Source organism: Raoultibacter timonensis (assembly GCF_900240215.1).
Classification (GTDB): domain Bacteria; phylum Actinomycetota; class Coriobacteriia; order Coriobacteriales; family Eggerthellaceae; genus Raoultibacter; species Raoultibacter timonensis.
Map to the genome: position 1 here is coordinate 629,934 of NZ_LT964679.1, position 18,045 is coordinate 647,978.

The 18,045-nt window shown below is 59.0% G+C and carries 12 protein-coding genes and 2 tRNA genes; 12 read left to right on the forward strand and 2 right to left on the reverse strand.

Translation table 11 applies throughout. From position 1 onward, the window contains the following. Nucleotides 1-56 precede the first annotated feature (56 nt). Complete coding sequence (locus C1722_RS02730; protein ID WP_102377884.1) at nucleotides 57-3,938, forward strand: S8 family serine peptidase; 3,882 nt, start codon at nucleotides 57-59, stop codon at nucleotides 3,936-3,938. Between the two features lie 191 nt (nucleotides 3,939-4,129). Here the strand turns inward: C1722_RS02730 and C1722_RS02735 are convergent, their stop codons facing one another. After that, nucleotides 4,130-5,716 carry a DEAD/DEAH box helicase gene (locus C1722_RS02735; RefSeq protein WP_102377885.1) on the reverse strand — a complete coding sequence of 529 codons (1,587 nt, stop codon included), beginning with the start codon at nucleotides 5,714-5,716 and terminating at the stop codon, nucleotides 4,130-4,132. Between the two features lie 410 nt (nucleotides 5,717-6,126). Here C1722_RS02735 and C1722_RS02740 point away from each other — a divergent pair, with 410 nt between their 5' ends. Further along, nucleotides 6,127-6,582 carry a DUF2510 domain-containing protein gene (locus C1722_RS02740; RefSeq protein ID WP_180995010.1) on the forward strand — a complete coding sequence of 152 codons (456 nt, stop codon included), beginning with the start codon at nucleotides 6,127-6,129 and terminating at the stop codon, nucleotides 6,580-6,582. Between the two features lie 109 nt (nucleotides 6,583-6,691). Continuing rightward, nucleotides 6,692-6,765, forward strand: a tRNA-Gly gene (locus C1722_RS02745). A 177-nt stretch (nucleotides 6,766-6,942) separates the two neighbouring features. Here the strand turns inward: C1722_RS02745 and C1722_RS02750 are convergent. After that, the gene (locus tag C1722_RS02750; protein WP_102377887.1) at nucleotides 6,943-7,185 is read right to left on the reverse strand and encodes a glutaredoxin family protein; all 243 of its coding nucleotides are present in this window, start codon (nucleotides 7,183-7,185) and stop codon (nucleotides 6,943-6,945) included. A 216-nt stretch (nucleotides 7,186-7,401) separates the two neighbouring features. Here C1722_RS02750 and C1722_RS02755 point away from each other — a divergent pair, with 216 nt between their 5' ends. From C1722_RS02755 to C1722_RS02795, 9 genes are all read left to right on the forward strand, one after another. Beyond that, nucleotides 7,402-7,989: a helix-turn-helix domain-containing protein gene (locus C1722_RS02755; RefSeq protein WP_102377888.1), complete on the forward strand. Its 588-nt coding sequence runs from the start codon at nucleotides 7,402-7,404 to the stop codon at nucleotides 7,987-7,989. A gap of 303 nt (nucleotides 7,990-8,292) precedes the next feature. After that, a tRNA-Arg gene (locus C1722_RS02760) sits at nucleotides 8,293-8,369 on the forward strand. A gap of 609 nt (nucleotides 8,370-8,978) precedes the next feature. Beyond that, on the forward strand, nucleotides 8,979-10,196 hold the full coding sequence (gene arcA / locus C1722_RS02765; RefSeq protein ID WP_102377889.1) for an arginine deiminase: 1,218 nt from the start codon (nucleotides 8,979-8,981) through the stop codon (nucleotides 10,194-10,196). Between the two features lie 127 nt (nucleotides 10,197-10,323). Next, nucleotides 10,324-11,319, forward strand: a complete 996-nt coding sequence (gene argF, locus C1722_RS02770; RefSeq protein ID WP_102377890.1) for an ornithine carbamoyltransferase — start codon at nucleotides 10,324-10,326, stop codon at nucleotides 11,317-11,319. 16 nt (nucleotides 11,320-11,335) lie between these two features. After that, entirely contained in the window at nucleotides 11,336-12,289 is a 954-nt protein-coding gene (gene arcC, locus C1722_RS02775; RefSeq protein WP_102377891.1) for a carbamate kinase, read from the forward strand. Nucleotides 12,290-12,411: 122 nt separating this feature from the next. After that, a complete protein-coding gene (locus tag C1722_RS02780) occupies nucleotides 12,412-14,010 on the forward strand; it encodes a YfcC family protein (RefSeq protein ID WP_102377892.1) in 1,599 nt (532 codons plus the stop codon). A 263-nt stretch (nucleotides 14,011-14,273) separates the two neighbouring features. Next, a complete protein-coding gene (locus C1722_RS02785) occupies nucleotides 14,274-16,595 on the forward strand; it encodes a molybdopterin-containing oxidoreductase family protein (protein WP_102377893.1) in 2,322 nt (773 codons plus the stop codon). A 5-nt stretch (nucleotides 16,596-16,600) separates the two neighbouring features. After that, entirely contained in the window at nucleotides 16,601-16,924 is a 324-nt protein-coding gene (locus tag C1722_RS02790) for a 4Fe-4S dicluster domain-containing protein (RefSeq protein WP_102377894.1), read from the forward strand. Nucleotides 16,925-17,073: 149 nt separating this feature from the next. Then, the gene (locus tag C1722_RS02795; RefSeq protein WP_180995011.1) at nucleotides 17,074-18,018 is read left to right on the forward strand and encodes a LysR family transcriptional regulator; all 945 of its coding nucleotides are present in this window, start codon (nucleotides 17,074-17,076) and stop codon (nucleotides 18,016-18,018) included. Nucleotides 18,019-18,045 lie beyond the last annotated feature (27 nt).

An 18,045-nucleotide genomic window follows, 5' to 3' on the forward strand; every position in this document is an offset into this window, starting at 1 on the left:
CGCGCCACGGAGCTTTTCGAAAGCGCGGTACGCATCGTCGAATCGGGAGTAGCACTATGGAACACCGAAGCCAGCGTCATCGAACCACCCGTTCTCTTTTCGTTTTCCTGCTCAGCTTGCATCTTGCGTTCTCTTTGATGCCGAGCGTCTCTTCGTCTGCGGCCGCCGAACCTGCGGGCGTATCGATGCTGTCGGACGCCCGCATTCAGGAAATGGTCACACGCGATCACGTCGAGGGCGAAGCGGTGGTTCTCGTCGACAACGTTACTGAACCTGCGGGCATATCGGCACGGTCGGTCGATCTTCTCGATTCCGCCGAAACACTCATGTCGGTATCGGGGGCCGTGTACGCCGAAACCGTTGCGAACGGGCCGACGGCCTCTGACGACGCGGATGCCCTGTCGCTGATGAGCGACAGCGAAGCGTATCGGGATGGCGATGCGCTCTCGATCAAGCTGGTGGCCGGCGACGGCCTGTCAACCGAGGAGCTGCTCGACTTGTTGCGAGACGATCCCCGGGTGCTCATGGCTGAGCCCAATTACCGGTATTCCTACGACGATGAAGTCGGTTTCGGGGCGGTGGGTGCAAGCGGGATCGGGCAGTCCGAGATTTCCGCTTCATCGAATCCGACGGGCGCGATCGAGCCCTTGGCGCCTACGACGCCGCTCGACCTCACCGATTATCAGTGGGCGTACGAGAACGACGGTGCCACGCTTGCGGGCGAGGCCACCGAGATCGGCTTCGATGTGAAACCTCCTTCTTGGGCCAGCGATCGGACCCATCCTATCGCAGATAACGCAAAAGGCACGATCGCCGTGATCGATACCGGCATAGACTACACCCATCCCGACCTCAGCCCTGTCGTGCGCAGCGACATGCAAAGCTATATCGACCCGAATGGAGCATACGCCTCGAGCGGCGCCCACGGGTACAATACAGGGTCCGATCAAAGCCCGGCAGACCCCATGGATACGTCTGGCCACGGGACGCACTGCGCGGGCATCATCGCCGGCGCGTGGAACGACTTCGGCATCAGCGGCATTGCGAACGGCGTTAAGCTCGTAGCCGTCAGAGCCGTAGACGTGACAAGCGGATCGATCATCGACGGATACGGCTATCTGGCGGCCGCCGTCGAAGGCGGCCTGAGCGATCTGGTGGCGATCAACAACTCTTGGGGATACCGCTATCCCTCGCAGATATTCTCGGTGGCGGTTACCGAGCTCGGCAAGCTCGGGGCCGTTTCCGTCGTCGCCTCGGGCAACGACGGCCACGACAATGATGCGATGGCCGAGCTGGCCTCGACGCTGCAATCGAACCCTTACGCCGTGGTCGTCGATTCCTCGACGGCGAACGGAGCACTGTCGGTCTTCAGCAATTTCGGTGCGGCGACAACCGATATCGTGGCGCCCGGTTCGCGCATCCTCTCGACCGTGCCGATGGCGCAGGCGAGCTATCATCCCGAAGCGGTGTCGAGCAGCTTCGTCTACGAAAGCTACGGATCGGCGTTCGCCACAGATGCGCACGCTGTGCTGTACGGAAGCGAAGAGGATGCGGTTGCCGCTGTGAATCCGATTGGCAGCCAGGATACTTCGGTGCATTACGACCCAAACGATGCGGGGAGTTCCTGGAAGATCGCGCCGGCGGAGATGGAGGCGCATGCGGGAGGCACGATCAGCGCAACGGCCTACATGGCAATCGAGGTGCCTGCGGCAGACCAGGCATCGGTCAACCGCTTCGGTCTGCATGCGTATGCCAACAAGACAACGACGATTCCCTATTTCGCGGCGAAGGTATCGCTGAAGGTGCGCGACAAGGGCACGTCTGCCGAGACGTGGCTCTCCTCGCAGGATGTGGTCAGCGCCGAGGGGAACAGCTGGGCCGGTCTCTCGGTCAGAATCGATGAGCTGCTCGGCGATACCTACGAGCTGGTGTGGGAAGGCGATCGGATGCTTGCGAAGATCGATTTCGGATTCGTCGACACCGCTGATCCCGCCTGCGCTCTCTACATCGATTCCGTCGGGGTTGCCGGCTATGCCTCCGACGTAGCCTATGATTACAAGGACGGCACTTCGATGGCGACGCCGGCGGTAACCGGCGCAGCGGGCGTGCTGGCGAAGAGCGAGGACGACTCGGGTACTGCCGGAAAGCGGGCGAAGCTCCGCGCAGCCAGCCTGAAGGGGAGCACGGCCGCCCTCGACGGGAGGTTCGCCGATCTCTGCACGTCGGGAGGCTCGCTTGACCTTTCGGTCGATCCGAGCAACTACGCTCCCGTCATCAACTCCGCTTCGGTCGAGGACTCAGGCGGAACCGCCACGGTCACGCTCGAAGGATACTTCTTCGGATCAACGGCGGGAACGGTGAGCATCGGGGGAAGCCAGGCGGTGGTTCAGAGGTGGACCGACAACGAGATCACGGTGGCGTGGCCTGCGCAGCTGGCGAGTGGATCGCAGGTCGTACGGGTTGAGAAAGCCATAGGACGAGCCGGCCAGAAGACCTTCGTGTTCGAGATGGCCGATCCTTCCCCCGAGACCGCCCTGCTCGATATCCAGTACCGTTTGCCTTCGGCTGACGAAGGGTATCCCTCCGGTGCCCTCGTGCGAGCCCTGTGCGGCTTGCATGGAAGCATCTACTTTCTTGCCGAGGAGGATACGACGACCCAGACATCGAACATGTCTTTGTGGGCGTTCGACCCCAATGGGCAAACATGGAAGCGGTGTAGTGATCTTCCCGGAAACGTCTCGTTCTTCTTCAACGCGAACGAGCCGGGAAGGCGCTCCATGACGACTTACGATGGAAGGATCCTGGTCAGCGGCATGGGCGTGCGGGGTGATAGCATCGAGCAGATAATCTGCGCCTACGATCCGCTGACGGACGGTTGGGAGCTGCTCGACGGCTCATCGGTTGCCCCGAGCGCCACTCTGGTCAACTGCGACGAGGAGCTGCTCTTCATCGGGGGATCGACGTTCAGCGAAAGTGCAGGAGGCTTCGTCGCCGAATCCGCCATCGTCGTTTACGATCCGGTGACGGGCGGTGTTTCGAAGGTGGGCGATCTTCCGCGGGCAACCGCGTCGGTCACGGCCGCAGTCAACGGCAGCACGGTGTATGCGACGAGTTCCGAAGCCTCGAACTCGCAGGCTTTGATGATGGCGAGGATAGCGAAAACCGACCAAGGGTATTCGGTCGACGACATCTCGTCGGTTCTCCCGGACGCCGACCCTGCGCGGGCGAACCACCGATCCCTGACGGCAACGCGCGACGGACTCATGCTGACCGGCTTCAGCGCGGTCGGGCAGGGAGGCGCTCTTCTCGATCAAGACACCTACGATCTCGACGTTTCGCAGATCGATCAGGGCGCGAGGTTCGAGGACTTCGGCAAGCGCGCTTCTCGGGAGGCGCTCTTCTATCCCGCCTCCACAGCCTACGACGGCCGCTACTACGTCGTGGGGGCATCGTATTACGAGGACGGGGGATACGCGTTGAGGGCGGAGGCTGTAAGCACTCGCGAGCAGCCCGGCGACCTATACGACATCACGTATCATAATGTGGCGGACAGCGAGCACGGCAATGCTGTGCACTACTCGCCGACGAGCCTGCCGCTTTCGCTCGAGAGCGCAAACCGCGAAGGCGCGACTTTCGAGGGCTGGTATGCCGACGAGGCCTTCTCGGGCAGCACGCTGTCGTCGCTCGATGCGGGAACCGTCGGCTCTGTGGAGCTCTGGGCTCGATGGACCGGCGCAACGCCTGGCGAAGATCCGAACCCTGCTGACGTGCCCGATAACAAAACGCATACGCTGAGCAAAGTCGGCGATGACGGCATGGCGATGGTGTCCCTCGCTGCCCTTGCAGTAGCGGCATGCTTGTTGGCGCTTTATGCGGTGCGGCGCACGAGCGGAGCACCGAATGGGAAGCGGCGGGATCCCTCTGCGCCTCGATACTGATCCTCGGATGCCCGTTATGCGGTGATCGACGTTCTTGGGAGTCTCTCAACTGCCGATCGGCTCGCCGTCTTGGGTAATCCGAAGTTTCGAGCCGATCGGGTCTTTCTGGTATCTAGTCAGGAAGGGGGCGCGCCACGCCCCCTTCCTTTTTTGTTCATGATCGGCTTGCGCGGTGTCGATTCGCTTTGCTGTTAGACGGCCTCGTAGGCCCTGCTGCGCGCCTTCTTCTTGTTCGAATCGCCCTGCCGCCGGTCGTTGCGGGCTTTTTGGGCGCGCCCGTCGCCCCGGGCATCCTTGCTCGCGGTATTCCTCTTGCCTCGGCTCTTGAAGCCGCCGCTCTTATGGTCGGCGGGAGCTCCCGAACGTTTTCTCTTGGCGTTCCCGTCTGCCTTTTTGCCCGGCTTTTTCTGCATGGGCTTTCGCGCGGAAGACTCGATGTCTTTCAGCCGATCGAATTGCTCGTCTCCGCCCATCAGCATCTCGGCTAAGGCGACGGCAACGTTTCTTTCGGAACCTTCGAACAAATCGTTTTCAAGAAGGCTGTCAACGAGCTTGCGCGCTGCTTTCCCCGGGTGGCGTCCTGCCGCCTGCCCCCCGATGATTTCCTGGGCTGCGCGCGCTATGGCCTTGTCCATGATCTCGTTGCTGGTTGGGAGGTTCCGCTCTTCGATGGTGTGCCCCGTGTACTTCATGAGAGCACGCAGCGTTGCCTGCTGCTTCCCGCTGCATACGAGCGTTTGGGATATGCCTCGTCTTCCTGCGCGGCCGGTGCGCCCGATGCGGTGCACGTAGTATTCGAAGCTCTGCGGCAGGTCGTAGTTGACGACCACGTCGATATCGTCAACGTCGATGCCGCGTGCGGCCACGTCGGTCGCGATGAGCGCATGCACTCGTCCGCTGCGAAAACCCTGCATTACCTGGCTGCGGGCGGCCTGCGTCATGTCGCCGTGGAGCCCGGATGCCTTGAAGCCCTGCTTGCGAAGCATCTCGGCCAATTCGTCGACCATCGACTTCGTGTTGCAGAACACGACGGACCGTTGCCCGTTCGCGTGCATGAGAAGGCTGAGGACGTCTTTTTTCTTAGCCTGTGCAACGCGGTAGTACGTCTGCTCGATATCGGCTTGGTTTTCCTTGCCGGCGAGCGTTTCGACGGTCAGCGGATCGGTGAGGAAGGTGTTTGAGATCTTCAGCAACGGAGCCGACATGGTTGCCGAGAACAGTACCGTTTGGCGTTCGTCGGGCGTTGCGGTCAAGATGGTCTCGATATCGTCGATGAAACCCATGTTGAGCATCTCGTCCGCTTCGTCCAAAACGACGGTTTGGATCCGATCCAGCTTAAGGGTCTTGCGGCGCATGTGATCCATGAGGCGTCCCGGTGTGCCGATAACGATGTTCGCGTGGCGCAGCTGCTTGATCTGATCGTTCATGGCGGATCCGCCGTACACGACAGCGAGCGACACGCCTTCTTTGTACTTCGAAAACTTTTTCATTTCGACGTATATCTGCATGGCGAGCTCGCGGGTGGGCGATAGTACGAGTACCTGCGCGTGGTGCGAGGAACCGTCGACGCCTTCGATTGCGGGAATGGCGAAAGCACCCGTTTTGCCCGATCCGGTGCAGCTGCGTCCGATCAGATCGCGTCCCTCGAGAAGCAAGGGGATGGCGCTTGCCTGGATATTCGTGGGCTTGGTATAGCCGATCTCGTCGATCGCTCTGATGACGTGCGGGGTAAGCGGCATATCGCTGAATGCCGCAGGGCGGTTCTGGTTATTGATCATGTCTCCTCATTCGACGTACTGCGGTTAGTTGCGGGCTGTGTGCGGCGAACGCAGGTATCGCGGGTGCGATCCGCAGCGTCGTCGTTTCTGCGCGCAGCAAAATACCATCCACCCGTCAAACAAAGAGATAACCTTATTTGCAAGGGAAGAGTCTTACACTACATGAATCATTGGGAAGATGGATCATGTGGATGGCCTCTAGCGTTCGTGTAGTATAGCGATACGGCAAGCTCTTTGTGTCGGCAACGCAAAGAGAACCCAAGAAAACCGCTATTTCGTACAAATGCGGCGCTGGCTTCCTCCTGTTCCGTGCTCTCGTTGAGGCTTTTTCGTCCCGACCAAACCGCATGCTCTTTTCAGGCGGTATAATGGCGAGTGTTTCAATCGAGCAAGTGAATAGGGAGGACAGCATGGCAGGCAACGAAGCAGGGTGGTATCCCGATCCGTCGGGAGACCCCTCGAAAATGAGGTTTTGGAACGGTGTGCAGTGGACCGACGACTGCACTACCGTGCAGCCCAGTCAACCGATCACTGCCCAGCCGGGTTCGTACGGCGCTCAGCCCGGCGGACAGTACGGGTACGGGCAGGGGCAAGCGCAGGGGTATTACCAGGGATCCGTAGTCCAGCCCGCCATGGATAGCAACGACCAGACGTTGAGGATGGTCGCGTTCGTTTTCTGCATTCTGTCTACGGTATCGCTGGGTTGGGCGATTATCCCGCTCGCATGGATGATACCGATGAGCGTGCATTGTTGGGGAATCTACAAGGGCACCAAGGCCAACACGGCGGCGTTCGGCGTCTGCACGCTGATATTCGTCAACCTCGTTGCCGGCATCCTGCTGCTCGTATCCAAAAAAGACGCGTAGGCAGCGCCCGCCCGCGGTTGGTGTCGGCAAAAGACCACTTTTCAATGCGTTTCGTTTCGTGTATCATGCATAAGGTTGCTTGATGGGTTCGATGGAACCCGTGCAATATGCGGGTGTGGTTCAATGGTAGAACTCCAGCCTTCCAAGCTGATAACGCGGGTTCGATTCCCGTCACCCGCTCCATTGAGAGCGCAGGCCAGAGCTACAAAGCTCTGGCCTTTTTGCTTTTCTGGGCGTCGGTGCATGACTGCGCTGCAGAGTTGCGGGGGTTTGGATTCGACGGCGAAAAGGAAAGCCCGCATTGTGCGGGCTTTCCTTTTCGCAACACCTCTCGGATCGATCTCGGCTCTTGCCGTCCGATCAGCTGACCTGTGTTGCCAGATAGGCGATGATGTCGTCCGACTCGTACATCGCCTTGCCGCCGACAACGAGGCAGGGGACTTGCTTCTTGCCGCCGACGCACACCAGATCGTTTTGAATGCCGGGCTGAGTGGTGTCGCGCATATCGAGCGTGATGCCCTTCTCATCCATAAAGCGGAGTACTTTCTGGCAGAACGGGCAGGTTTTCTTATAGTAAAGTGTATGGTCTTTCAAATACGACACAGGCGCTCCCTTCGTTCCATCCTTGCATGCCAACCGCAGAAACGGGACAATTCACTTTATCTTACTAAAGAGATGAGGTAACGGGGGGATGCGGAGTCTCTTGTTGCCGAGCGGTTGCTTTCCTTACGGGGGGTATTCGCGGATACTCGAACCCAACGGAGCGTTTGTTGCGCGAACGTTGGGCGGACTATAGCATGCCTTCCGGAGGTGCATACGATGAACAACGAGAAAACGGGAATCCTGATTCGACGGCTTCGCAGAGAGCGAAACATGACGCAAAAGCAGGTAGCCGACGCGTTGCATGTGAGCGATCGCGCGGTGTCGAAGTGGGAGCGGGGCTGTGGGCTTCCCGATGTGTCGCTACTCAGGGGCCTATCGGCCGTTCTCGGTGCGGATATGCAGAGCATTCTATCGGGTGACCTCAATCAAAACGATACCGACGGAGGAAATATGAAGCGAATCAAACTTTATCGCTGCGCCTCGTGCGGCAATATCCTGACGAGCACGTCGGATGCCGAACTATCGTGCTGCGGTCGCTTGCTCGAGCCCCTCGAGGTCCAATCTGCAGCGGGAGAGCATGTGCTGTCTGTCGAGGAAATCGAAGATGAATACTATGTGCAACTCGACCATCCGATGGAAAAGGGCCATCATATCGCATTCGTCGCATGCGCGACCGATGAGCGCATCGTGCTGGTGCGCATGTATCCCGAGCAAGGCGCCCAGGCTCGCTTTCCGCGGATGCCGCGCAGCACTTGGTACGCTTGCTGCACCGAGCATGGACTATTTTCGTTTCAGCATATTTAAATGTTCGGATATGCATGAGATGGCATAGATGCGGCAATGTATGCATTCTTTATTTGGAACGTGGAAGAAAACGTGCGTTTTGGCGCTATTCGGACTGATTTGCGGGAACTTACGATATGTCTTCAATGACTAGAATATCAAAAAAAAGTATGATAAAATATAAAATTTTTTCCTAACGATTGCCTTCTAGGTCACACGACGGAGCGTCAACGACTCCCAAAGATTCTACGCCCCTCGCTTCGGCTTCATCGGACGCCGCGGGAAAAGTTGCGGTATAATACCTACGCACGCCAGTGCCGCAATGCGCTCGTAGCTCAGCTGGATAGAGCAGTGGACTTCTAATCCGAAGGTCGCAGGTTCGAATCCTGCCGGGCGCACCACGTTAATGCAGCGGGTCGACTTCACGGTCGACCCGCTTTTTCATTCTGCGGCTTACCGTGGGTGGTTCCGAATAGGTGAATGATGGTAAAACAGGGTAATGACAAGGACAAACAAATAAGTCAGCATTGTCTTTCCTCCTCGCTTCCCGCAGTGAGCCAGAGTGGTTTTTCGTTGGCGGCACGCATGCGCCGCACGGCGGTCGAGGCGGTTTCGCACGTGTACGGAAGCGCCTTGGATTGCGCATGCTCCGAGGAGGTGAAAATCATTTTGCATCTTTGGCATTCTTTATGCACTCGTATTCATAAAGAGCTTGAGCGTCGAAGTCCCTTTCACACGGGAGGAGGGACTCGGGTTGGTTTCTTACCACTATTTCGCTTTACTGCGATGGAGCAAAACAAGGCAAGGATCTGAAAAGAAAACGTTTTGTCAATAACCGTTTACCGCTTAAAAACTACCGTTCGCCAATCCTTTATTTCAGTTCGGTACTACCTGTTGCTTTTTCTTTTCCCGCATGAGATTTTGGCCGTGTCATGCGGTTGTGCTCAAAATATGAAGCAAAACCGAAAGTAAGAAACGTAAAGAATGCATAAAAGAAAAGGAGGGTTGCCATGGCTGGTGTAAACGTCAAAAGTGAAATCAAGCCTTTGAAAAAAGTCTTGCTTCACCGACCGGGTAAAGAGTTGCTGAACCTCACACCAAACACGCTCGAAGAGCTTCTGTTCGACGACATTCCGTTTTTGAAGGTCGCCCAGGAAGAGCACGACGCGTTCGCCCAGATTCTTCGCGACAACGGCGTAGAAGTCGTGTATCTCGAAGATCTTATGGCGGAAGTGCTCGACCAGAAGCCCGAGTTGCGTGAACAGTTCCTGAAGCAGTTCATCGAGGAGGCTGGCATCCGCACCGATCGGTACCAGAAGATCATCTTCGATTACCTCAACGATAACTACAAGGACAGCAAAGAACTGGTTATGAAGACGATGGAGGGCATCAACCTCACCGAGCTTCACACCGACAAGAGCAACTCCCTCGTCGACCTGGTGAGCGAAGCGTCCAAGATGGTCGTCGCTCCCATGCCGAACCTCTACTTCACCCGCGACCCGTTCGCCATGATCGGCAACGGCGTCAGCATCAACAGGATGTACTCGGTCACGCGTAACCGCGAGACTATCTACGGCGAGTACATCTTCAAGTACCATCCGGATTTCGAAGGAACTCCCGAGTACTACAGCCGCTACAACACCTTCCACATCGAAGGCGGCGATATCCTCAACATCAACGACAAGGTTCTCGCTATCGGTATCTCCCAGCGCACCGAGCCCGATGCGATCGACGCCATCGCCAAGAACATCTTCGAGTCGGATTCTCCGATCAAGACGATCCTGGCCTTCAATATCCCGAACTCCCGTGCGTTCATGCATCTCGATACGGTCTTCACCCAGATCGACTACGACAAGTTCACCGTTCATCCGGGCATCCTCGGGCCGCTGACCGTGTTCGAGATCACCCCCGACGATAACGGCGGCATCAAAGTCAAGGAGATGCACGACACGCTGGAAGAGATTCTCGAAGCGTACATCGGCAACCCCGTCGAGCTCATTCCCTGCGGAGGCGGCGACCGTATCGCTGCCGAGCGCGAGCAGTGGAACGACGGCTCGAACACGCTCTGCATCGCTCCCGGTACCATCGTGGTCTACGAGCGCAACGACGTCACCAATGCCGTGCTCAAGGAGAAGGGCCTCAACGTTTTGGAGATGCCCTCCGCCGAGCTTTCGCGAGGCCGTGGCGGCCCGCGCTGCATGAGCATGCCCATCTGGCGCGAGGACTAGCTCCTCATCTGGTTTACACCCTGTCGGCCCCCAGCCTTGCGGCGGGGGCCGGTCGAGGCGAGGCGGATATAACTTGGCACCGCCTGTTTCAAGACAAATGTATATGCGCTATCGAAAGGAATGAGCAATGCCTACTAGTTTGATCGGACGTAACTTTTTGAAGCTGCTGGATTTCACGCCCGACGAGATCCGCTACCTCATCAAGCTGTCCAAAGAGTTTAAGAACCTGAAATTGACGGGCACCCCCCATCGTTATCTCGAAGGCAAGAACATCGTTCTTCTCTTCGAGAAAACCTCTACCCGTACCCGCTGCTCGTTCGAGGTCGCAGGCATGGACCTCGGCATGGGCGTCACCTATCTCGATCCCGGCAGCTCCCAGATGGGCAAGAAGGAGTCCATCGAGGATACCGCCCGCGTGCTCGGCCGCATGTACGACGGCATCGAGTACCGCGGCTACGATCAGTCGATTGTCGAGGATCTCGCTGCCAACGCCGGCGTGCCGGTGTGGAACGGCCTTACCACCGAGTTCCATCCCACCCAGATGATCGCCGACATGCTCACCGTGGAAGAGAATTTCCCCATGGGCATCAAGGGACTCAAGTTCGTATTCATGGGCGACGCCGAGAACAACGTGGCGAATTCGCTCATGGTCGTGTGCGCCAAGCTCGGCCTGCACTTCGTCGCCTGCGGTCCGAAGGAGCGCATGCCGAAGGCCGAACTGGTCGAGCAGTGCAAGCAGGTTGCCGCCGAGACCGGCGCCACCATCACGCTGACCGAGGATGTCAAGGAAGCCTGCACGGGCGCCCATGTCATCTACACCGACATCTGGGTTTCCATGGGCGAGCCGGCCGAGCTTTGGGCCGAGCGCATCAAGCTCCTCGAGCCGTATCGCGTGACCACCGAGGTCATGGGCATGGCCGCCGATGATGCCATCTTCATGCACTGCCTGCCTTCGTTCCACGACACCAAGACCACCATCGGTGCCGATATCGCCGAGAAGTTCGGCGTGACGGAGATGGAAGTCGAGGACGCGGTCTTCGAGTCCCATCAGTCCAAGGTGTTCGACGAAGCCGAGAACCGCATGCACACCATCAAGGCCGTCATGTACGCGACCCTTTCGTAAGCGGAAGGAGACCGTTATGGCTTATCAGAAAGGCGAAGGCAAGTCCGTGGTCATCGCGCTGGGCGGAAACGCCCTGGGCGACTCCCCGCAGGAGCAGCTCGAGCTCGTGAAGAACACCGCGGAGCACATCGTGGACATGGTCGCCGAGGGCATCAACGTCGTGGTCTCCCACGGCAACGGCCCGCAGGTCGGCATGATCAACAACGCGTTCGACTACGCGTCGACCCACGACGGCAAGACGCCCGCCATGCCCTTCCCCGAGTGCGGCGCCATGAGCCAGGGCTACATCGGCTACCAGCTCTCCCAGGCGATCCTCAACGAGATGAAGCGCCGCGGCATCATGCGCTCGACGGCCTGCGTCGTCACGCAGACGGTCGTCTACCCCGAGGACCCGGCGTTCGACAACCCCACCAAGCCCGTGGGCGCCTTCCTCACCGAGGAGGAGGCCAAGAGGCGCGCCGAGGAGACCGGCTACACCTACAGGGAGGACTCCGGGCGCGGCTGGCGCCAGGTGGTCCCCTCGCCGAAGCCCCAGCGCATCGTCGAGTTCGACGCCATCAAGGACCTCATGGACGACGGCTACATCGTCGTGTCCACGGGCGGCGGCGGGGTCCCCGTGATCGAGCGGGACGACTCCTACCGCGGCGTGCCGGCGGTCATCGACAAGGACCGCTCGAGCGCCAAGCTCGCCGCGGACTTCCGCGCCGACATGCTCGTGATCCTCACGGCGGTCGAGAAGGTGGCCATCAACTTCAACACGCCCGAGCAGGAGGAGATCGACTCCATGACGGTGGCCGAGGCGAGGAAGTACATCGCCGAGGGCCAGTTCGCCCCCGGCTCGATGCTGCCGAAGGTCGAGGCCTGCATCGAGTTCGTGGAGGCCCATCCCGAGGGCCGCGCGCTCATCACGTCCCTCGAGTGCGCCGCCAAGGGCCTCAAGGGCGAGACGGGAACCGTCATCACCAAGTAGTTTTGCAGCAAAGGGGTGCTTTACCGGGCGGACGGAGCCTGGACCGTAGAGAGCCTTAGGCTCGGTCCGCCTGCAATTTCTCGTTCACCGTAAACAACGATCCCTACTAAAAAGGAGGGGCTATGGCCGAGAAAGTTAAAGACAAGAGCAAGAAGAAGCGATCAATCAGTTCGTTTACTATTCTGCTCATCATGCTTATCGTGCTTGCCGTCATCACGGTTGTGATGTCGTTCGCAGGCGTCGAGGGCGTGGAAGGTGCGACGATCGCCAACGTGGCAACCGCACCGGTTAAGGGCTTCACCGACGCATTGCCGGTTTGCCTGTTCGTTTTGATCCTCGGTGGATTCTTGGGAATCATCACCGAAACCGGAGCGCTTGACGCGGGCATCGCCGCGCTGGTCAAGAAGCTCAAGGGCAACGAACTCATTCTGATTCCCATTCTCATGTTCATCTTCTCCATCGGCGGCACGACGTACGGCATGTGCGAGGAAACCGTACCGTTCTACCTGCTGCTGGCTGCGACAATGGTCGCCGCGGGCTTTGACAGCGTTGTCGGCGCGGCAACCGTTCTGCTCGGTGCTGGCTGCGGCGTGCTCGGTTCGACGGTCAACCCGTTTGCCGTGGGCGCTGCGGTCGACTCGCTCTCCGGTACGGGCATCGCGATCAACCAGGGTACGATCATCCTTCTCGGTGTCGTTCTTTGGCTCGTCACGCTGGCCATCTCCATCGTGTTCGTCATGCGCTACGCGAAGAAGGTCAAGGCGAACAAAGGCTCGACCATCATGTCTTTGCAAGAGCAGGAGACCATGAAGGAGGAGTTCGGCGAGGCGCAGCAGGAAGCCTTGGACGCCGAGGCGAACCCCAGCCGCAAGCTCATGACCGGCCGTCAGAAGGGCGCTCTCATCGTGTTCGCCTTTACGTTCGTCGTTATGATCGTCGGCTTCATTCCGTGGGGCGACTTCAACATCAACGTGTTCGATGCCGGTGCGGCTTCCGAAGAGGTTGTAACGCCCGTTACCGGCGAGGAGATCGTCGCTTCGTGGGACGATGCGCAGGTCGGCGGAGCGCTTGAAATTCCCGAAGGAGTCGAAGGTACGGTTACCGAAGACGTTGCGATTTCCGACGGATGGTCTTCGTTCCTTACGGGCGTGCCGCTGGGCGGATGGTACTTCGACGAGGCGTCTACGTGGTTCCTCATCATGGCGATCGTCATCGGCGTTGTCGGCGGGTTGTCCGAAAGCCGCTTCGTCAAGGCCTTCATCAACGGCGCTGCCGATATGATGAGCGTCGTGCTCATCATCGCGCTCGCACGTTCGATCACCGTCCTTATGGGCGAAACCGGTCTGGACATGTGGATTCTCGAGAACGCCGCTGCGGCCCTTGCGGGAATGTCGGCGATCATATTTGCCCCGCTGTCGTTTTTGCTCTACGTGGTGCTGTCGTTCCTCATCCCGTCCTCTTCGGGCATGGCGACGGTGTCCATGCCGATCATGGGTCCCTTGGCGAACAACCTCGGGTTCTCGCCTGACGTCATGATCATGATCTTCAGCGCCGGCAACGGTCTCGTGAACCTGTTCACTCCGACGAGCGGTGCCATCATGGGCGGTCTTGCGCTCGCGAAGGTGGAGTACTCCACGTGGTTGAAGTTCGGTGCAAAGCTGTTCATCATCCTCGGCGTCGTCTGCATGGTTATCCTTACGGCGGCAATGCTGATCTTGTGATAGTGCTTTAACACACTGTTTACGCGAAACGAGAGGGATCCCCCGCAAGTGCGGGGGATCTTTTTTACGCCGAGGGAGCCGGCGCTTCCGATCCGAAAGACGTTGGACGGGCTTGACGGGAGCCGACGGCCTCTCGTGCGCATCCTTCGCCACGTGTGATCGGTTTAGTCGATGACCCATCTGTTTTTCGAAAAACTACCCGCTGCGAGAGCCACGTATAATCAAGGTAACGTTGGTCGATACGTATCACGTGAGGAGTTGTTATGGATGAAGAACGAGTAGGCCACGAACAGCTCGACGCCAGGGCGCAAGGGGAGAAACCGGCGCCGGTCGCGAAGAGGGAAACCCAAGACGACCCGAGTGGGCGCGCATGGACATGGCAGGAGGACGGCTATACCGTCGTTCGGTCCAACGCGAGGTCGGGCCCCGGTTGCCACGATAACTGCGGCGTCCTCATGTACGTCAAGGACGGGGTGCTCGAGAAGATCGAGGGCGATCCCGAGAACCCCTACAACCAGGGAAGGCTCTGTCCGCGGTGCCTTGCCTTCAAGGAGATGCTCTACCACGAAGACCGTCTGAAGTACCCCATGAAGCGCGCCAAGGAAGACCGCGGCAAGAACGCGTTTACACGCATCACGTGGGACGAGGCGTACGACATCATCGAGCGGGAGATGAAGGCCGTCATCGAAAAGTACGGCAACGAGGCAATCTGGGTTACCCAGGGCACCGGCCGCGACATCAACGGCTACGGGCCCCTTATGGCCCAGTACCTCGGTACGCCGAATTACGGCACGGGATTCCTTTCGGGTCAGGCGTGCTACGCGCCCCGTATTTTCTCGACGGCGCTCAAAGCCGGCGGTCTCTTCATCTGCGATTACTCGCAGTTCTTCCCCGACCGCTACGACGATCCTCGTTGGGAGGCGCCCGAATACGTTCTCATTTGGGGAAACAATCCCGTTGTCGCAAATTCCGACGGCACGCTCGGCCACTGGATCGTGGAGAGCATGAAGCGCGGCAGCAAGCTCATCGTTATGGATCCGATGCTCACCTGGGTTGCCGGAAAGGCCGACGTGTTCTTGCAGGTACGGCCGGGCACCGATGCCGCGCTCGCGCTCGCTCTCTGCAACCAGATCATCGCCGACGGTCTGCAGGATCAGGAATTCATCGACTATTGGTGCTATGGATACGACGAATTCGCCGAGCACGTGAAGGGCAATACGCCGGCATGGGCGGCCGAAATCTGCGGCGTCGACGAGGACCTTATCGTCGAGGCGGCTCGCAAGATCGGCAATGCGAAGTCGTGCTGCCTGCAGTGGGGCGTCGCCATGGACCATACGTCCGAAGGCTTCATCACCGGCATGGCGTGCTTCGACCTTATGGCGCTGACCGGCAACTTCGAAAAACCGGGTACGATGGTGGCGGCGAATCCCGTGTGGGATATGAGCGTCACCTGGATGCCGCGCGACAAGGTGTGGCGCGAATGCTCCGAGCCGGTCAAAGATCAGGGCCGTACCATGAACTTCGATTACCCCGCCCTCAAGGCGATGGCCGCCATCAGCCCCGACATGCTCCTGACCGCCATGGAGACGGGCGAGCCGTATCCCATCAAGGCCATGTTCATGATGCAGAACAACGCGATCGCCTGCATGGGCGCCGCCCCGCAGCGCATTCTGCCCGCGCTCCAGAAGATGGAGTTCAACGTGGTGGTCGACCTGTTTTTGACTCCGACCGCCCTCGCGTGCGCTGATGTGCTGCTGCCGGCTGCGTGCTTCGCGGAGCGCATCGGCATCACGGGTCATCAGCCCTACGCGCTCGGATCGATCGCGCAAGCCGTCGAGCCGCTCGGAGAATGCAAGTCCGACCAGCGCATCATCTATGAGACGGGTAGCCGGTTCACCACCGACGAGTACAAGCAGTGGGACGATGAGCAGGGATTCTACGACTATCTGCTGAGAAATACCGGCTATAGCTACGAGGAGCTGCGCGAGCGCACCTGGGCGTACCCCGAGTTCGAGTACCGTAAGAACGAGAAGGGCATGCTGCGCCCCGACGGCACGGTGGGCTTCGCTACCTCGACGGGTCGCTACAACTTCTACTGCCCCGAGATGCTGCACTTCGGCCTTTCGCCGCTTGCGACCTACGAGGAGCCGCCCGAGAGTCCGGTGTCCCGCCCCGATCTGGCCGAAAAGTACCCGCTTGTGTTGACGACCGGTGCTCGGCCGTGGGGATTCTTCCATTCCGAGCATCGTCAGAGCCCTTCGATGCGCCGTTTGCATCCCAATCCCGAGATTCGCATTCATCCCGAGACGGCGTCGAAATACGGTATTGCGGAGGGGGACTGGGTTCACATCGAGAACAACTTCGGATCGTGCAAGCAGAAAGCGCATCTCACCACGCGCATTCGCAAGGATACGGTGTCGGCCGACCATGCCTGGTGGTTCCCGGAGCGGGGGCCTGAGGACGGAACGCTCTTCGGCGTGATGGAGTCCAACATCAACCGGCTCGTTCCGATGCGTCCCGGCAAAGTAGGGCTTGGGGCGTCGTACAAGTCGCAGCTGTGCAGCATCAGCAAAATCGAGGAGTGAGTGCTATGAACCAAGTGCTTGTAGTTGATTACGATTACTGCTCGGGTTGCCATACCTGCGAGATAGCCTGCCAGCAGGAGCATGGTTTTGCTCCCGACCAGTACGGCATTAAGCTGACCCAGGTGGGCCCCGATCAGATTACCGAGAGAAAATGGCAGTACGATTTCGTGCCGGTGCCGACCGACCGCTGCGACCGCTGCGCGAAGCGCCAGGACTCCGGCAAGGTGCCGAGCTGCGTGCAGCACTGCCAGGCGGGGTGCATCTACGTCGGCACGCTCGACGAGGTATCCGATAAGCTCGGCAAGGGCAAGGTCGTGCTATTCACCTGAGCCCTCGCATCTTCTGCCTTGCGGTTGCGCGGCGTAGCGGATAGCGCAGTACGCAGATGATTTTCTGGCGGGACGGGGACTTGGCTTCCCGTCCCGTTTTCATGGGGTACAATGGGCGTATTCGTAACTCTGAAATACATAGGAGGGCCATGCGAATCGATACGCTCTACGAATTCTTGCTGCTGACATCGAACTTGAACTTTACCGAAACCGCGAAGAGCTTCTTCGTTTCGCAGTCGGTTTTGAGCAATCATATTTCGGGGCTCGAAAAGGAGCTCGGCATCCGCCTATTCGTGCGCGATCGCCATTCCGTGCGGCTGACCGAAGCGGGGTCGCTGTTTTTGGAGGACGCCCAGAAGATCGTGGCCGATTACGAGCATGCCCTGAGCCGCATATTCCAATATCGCGACGGTGTTTCCTCGGTCATCAGGATCGGGTATCTGCTGGGTTCGTACGGGTCGTTTCTCCCCTTGGTATGCAAGCGCTACAGCGAGCAGCATCCCGAGGTGGGCTTCCATTTCAAGACCATGGAGATCGGCGACGTTCAGGCAAAGTTGAGCGAAAACCGCATCGATATCGGATTCACTCTGTTCACCAAGGATATCCAGGGCGGGAAGTACGCGTATCGATGCCTGTACGAAGATCGCTACAAGCTTGCTGTGCCCAAAACGCATCGCTTGGCCGAACGCGAGAGCGTGACCCTATCCGATCTCAAGGGCGAGATCGTTTTGTCCCCCCGGTTCAACCGCACCCGCTCAACGCTATCGCAGGTGAGCGTGAAGCTGCGCAACGCCGGCATCGAAGTGCGTACCGACGATCAGATCGTCGATTCCGGAGCGCTCATGGCTACCATCGTGGCAACGGGCTACGTTGCGATGTCGCTTGACCACCACAAGCTGTACGGAAGCGGCAACGTCGTGTTCGTTCCGGTCGACGACGACGGGATGGACCTATGCTGCGGGCCCATCTGGAAGAAGTCGAAAGAGAACGATACCATCCTCTCGTTCATAGATTTCCTCTTCAAGGAGACCGAAGGCTTCACGAAAGAGGACTTCTTATCCCGCGAGGGAGCCGAAGGCCTCCCGCTTTTATAGCAACCCGTTTTCGGACTTGCGCGACCG

Bases quoted from the DNA above. Each gene is read 5' to 3' on its own strand.
- C1722_RS02730 (WP_102377884.1), top strand. From the start codon at position 57: ATGGAACACCGAAGCCAGCGTCATCGAACCACCCGTTCTCTTTTCGTT.
- C1722_RS02735 (WP_102377885.1), bottom strand. From the start codon at position 5,716: ATGATCAATAACCAGAACCGCCCTGCGGCATTCAGCGATATGCCGCTT.
- C1722_RS02740 (WP_180995010.1), top strand. From the start codon at position 6,127: ATGGCAGGCAACGAAGCAGGGTGGTATCCCGATCCGTCGGGAGACCCC.
- C1722_RS02755 (WP_102377888.1), top strand. From the start codon at position 7,402: ATGAACAACGAGAAAACGGGAATCCTGATTCGACGGCTTCGCAGAGAG.
- arcA (WP_102377889.1), top strand. From the start codon at position 8,979: ATGGCTGGTGTAAACGTCAAAAGTGAAATCAAGCCTTTGAAAAAAGTC.
- argF (WP_102377890.1), top strand. From the start codon at position 10,324: ATGCCTACTAGTTTGATCGGACGTAACTTTTTGAAGCTGCTGGATTTC.
- arcC (WP_102377891.1), top strand. From the start codon at position 11,336: ATGGCTTATCAGAAAGGCGAAGGCAAGTCCGTGGTCATCGCGCTGGGC.
- C1722_RS02780 (WP_102377892.1), top strand. From the start codon at position 12,412: ATGGCCGAGAAAGTTAAAGACAAGAGCAAGAAGAAGCGATCAATCAGT.
- C1722_RS02785 (WP_102377893.1), top strand. From the start codon at position 14,274: ATGGATGAAGAACGAGTAGGCCACGAACAGCTCGACGCCAGGGCGCAA.
- C1722_RS02790 (WP_102377894.1), top strand. From the start codon at position 16,601: ATGAACCAAGTGCTTGTAGTTGATTACGATTACTGCTCGGGTTGCCAT.
- C1722_RS02795 (WP_180995011.1), top strand. From the start codon at position 17,074: ATGCGAATCGATACGCTCTACGAATTCTTGCTGCTGACATCGAACTTG.